The organism is Acinetobacter sp. 228 (assembly GCF_048147885.1).
The window spans coordinates 1-1739 of the sequence record NZ_JAYWYV010000142.1; the positions used below are offsets into that span (position 1 = coordinate 1).

Annotated in this window: 1 protein-coding gene and 1 pseudogene; one reads left to right on the top strand and one right to left on the bottom strand. The window is 38.7% G+C overall.

Translation table 11 applies throughout. The annotated features are described in order from the left end of the window. Nucleotides 1-1298 (bottom strand): annotated as a pseudogene (gene basD / locus VXQ92_RS16745) (acinetobactin non-ribosomal peptide synthetase subunit BasD); the annotation flags it as partial. A gap of 161 nt (nt 1299-1459) precedes the next feature. On the opposite strand from basD, the gene VXQ92_RS16750 reads away from it, so the two are divergent. After that, on the top strand, nt 1460-1739 hold a 280-nt coding region (locus VXQ92_RS16750; protein WP_416682581.1), incomplete at its 3' end, for an AMP-binding protein.

Here is a 1739-nt window from a genome sequence, read left to right on the forward strand (position 1 = left end):
TTCGTGATCCATTCTTTGGGTAGAGCATCTAAACGGATGTCCCAATTAACTAAAATACCGTCATCTACATGAGCAACTTGTGCATCAAGTGCAACTTGTGGCCCTTGTGAAATGACCCAATTCATTGAGCCAAAAACACGGCGGACACGTTCGGAAAGCAAATTATCGTTTTCTAAGTCGAGTGCCGCTGTAAATACCACTGGAGCAATCTGTGCACTACCATGATAACGGGACAAGTCACGTAGAACATTCACACCCGAATAATGTGAATGCTCTAATAACTCAAGCATTTGATTTGCTATTTGTTTGCAGAATGCAGCTAAGGTAGTTATTCCTTTCATATCGACATCAAGGATGACTAGATTAGCAAAATCACCAATAGTGCCTTCGACATTTTTTAAAACCGGCTCACGCCAAAAAGTAGGAATATTTAATCGGAAGCTGTGATCTTTGGTTGCATGACCAAGCGTATATGCAAATAAACCTAATATCAGGTTGGTCACAGTAATGCGTTGTTCTCTAGCAAGTTGTTGTAATGCTTTTCGTTCTTTTGGCGATAACCACGTACTTAAACGATCACTTTTTGCTGTTTTAAATTCTTGATGAATGAAAGGTAGAGACGGAGCAGGACTAATATGAGGCAGACGTTGTTTCCACCATAAGCGGTCTCGTTGGTTTAATTTTTTTAGGTCAGGGTCTGTCCGTATTTTTTGATACCAGTCAAAAAAATTAGGCGGACGGGAGAATGATATTTCTGGGTCTTCATAAAACAAAGAAAGATCTTCCATTAAATTCAAGAAGCTGGACGGATCTATAGCAATCATGTCCGTATCTACATGAAAACGAAAAATATTATTTTTAAGAACACTTATAGAAAATCTTGCAGTCTGGCCCTGACTTAGATCAAGTTTTTGATGGGTCCATTGCTCCCGTTTTTGCATGAGCATTTGCTCAATTTGATGATCGCTAAGCTTTGAAAAATCATCGACTTCTAAGATCTGTTGAGTCTTCTCAGACATGATGTTTGCGATGCCATCGGCACTCAAACTTAATCTCAAAATAGGGTGTTCTTTATAAAGTCGTTGAAGTGCTAAATGTAATTTTTGTAGATCAATAAATTGACCGTCAAATTCTGCATAGAGGTGGGCAGCAACCCCACCTAAAGTTGCGTTGCCAGAGCGACCAAACCAGCAGGCCGCTTGCATCGAAGTTAATTCACACATTGAACGATAACTCGGTTGACAAATTAATCTTGTTTCAGCATCATACAAACAAATGAAAATGATTACCAGTTGCATTTGTTAATCATTTCCAATTTTGCTGTGAATATATAGCTTGTCCGTCTTAAGAGTTTTCTTTTGTCGGTATTCAAATTAAATATTTATGCCGATATGTAAGAAAATTTACCAAGAATCAATAGCTTGATAACCATTAAATTAAATTGAATATTTAGAATGTCATGAAAAAACAGTTGATTGAGTTTGTTCGCTGGTCTCCAGAAAGAGCGCAACACTATCGAAATAAAGGTTATTGGATTGACCAACCTTTGACGCGCATTTTAACGGTAGGGGTTCAATCGCATCCGCATTCGCCGGCAATTATTTGTGGTGAGCGTCAGTTGAGTTATATCGAGCTGGACCGGCTATCAACAAATTTAGCTTCTCGACTAGCTGAAAAAGGCTTGGGCAAGGGTGATACTGCTTTAGTACAACTTCCCAATGTTGCGGAGTTTTATATTG